Source organism: Pontibacillus litoralis JSM 072002 (genome assembly GCF_000775615.1).
GTDB classification, from domain to species: domain Bacteria; phylum Bacillota; class Bacilli; order Bacillales; family BH030062; genus Pontibacillus; species Pontibacillus litoralis.
In genome coordinates this window covers 1-774 of sequence record NZ_AVPG01000066.1, presented here as the reverse complement: position 1 = coordinate 774, position 774 = coordinate 1, and the positions used below count along the sequence as shown (strand labels likewise).

1 protein-coding gene is annotated in these 774 nt (G+C 38.0%); it reads right to left on the bottom strand.

Annotation, left to right across the window (positions count from 1 at the left end; all coding sequences use genetic code 11):
• Positions 1 to 774: DUF6923 family protein (locus N784_RS16875; protein ID WP_036836521.1), on the bottom strand; the 774-nt coding region annotated here is incomplete at both ends.

Sequence of the window (774 nt, the reverse complement as noted above, 5' to 3'; positions counted from 1 at the left end):
AATTTAATAAAGCGAAAGCACATCGAGCACCATCATTTCGAGTGGCTGGAACAGTCGTAGAAAACAAAGTTGCTATAGCATTTCCCCCTACGATTTCAATTCGAAATATTTGCCCAGTAGTATTATTTAGTGCATACAAAAATCCTTGCCCATCAAAAAATACCGCTCCATAATTCCCACCCGGTAAACCTATTGATGGGAATACAGTTTGGGCGCCAGATAAAGGATCTATTCTTATAACAGCCGTTCCATTATTTAAAGCACTATACAATTGATTGTCAATTGGATTGAATGCCCAATCTGAAATCACTATAGGGTTTATTGCAGTTCCAAAAGGTGCTGTGTCCAATATAAATCCAGCTGTAGGATCGACTAATTGCAAAAAAGTGGGTGAATTAGGATCAACATCAACTACATAAAATCTATTGCTTACCCCCCCTGCATAAAGGTATAAATGCCCATTAAAGTCAACATCTCCGACAATGAAACCAACATTAGGTAGATTAGGAACTGGTGGAAATATAGTAGCAGATAAATCTGGATTGATTCTTACAACTCTCCTATTAATTTCATCATAGCCATAAATGGTATTATCTACGACACTAAATCCCACCGCATTATACCCACTATTTGGGGTAATAATGCCCAAATTAGTCGAACTCCCTGTTACAAGGTTTATTTCAAACAATTGGCTAGGAGTCAACGCCACTTGCAATCCATTAGCTGAACACCCAAATGACTCTACATCTTCATGACCGAAATTTTCCGTAAAGG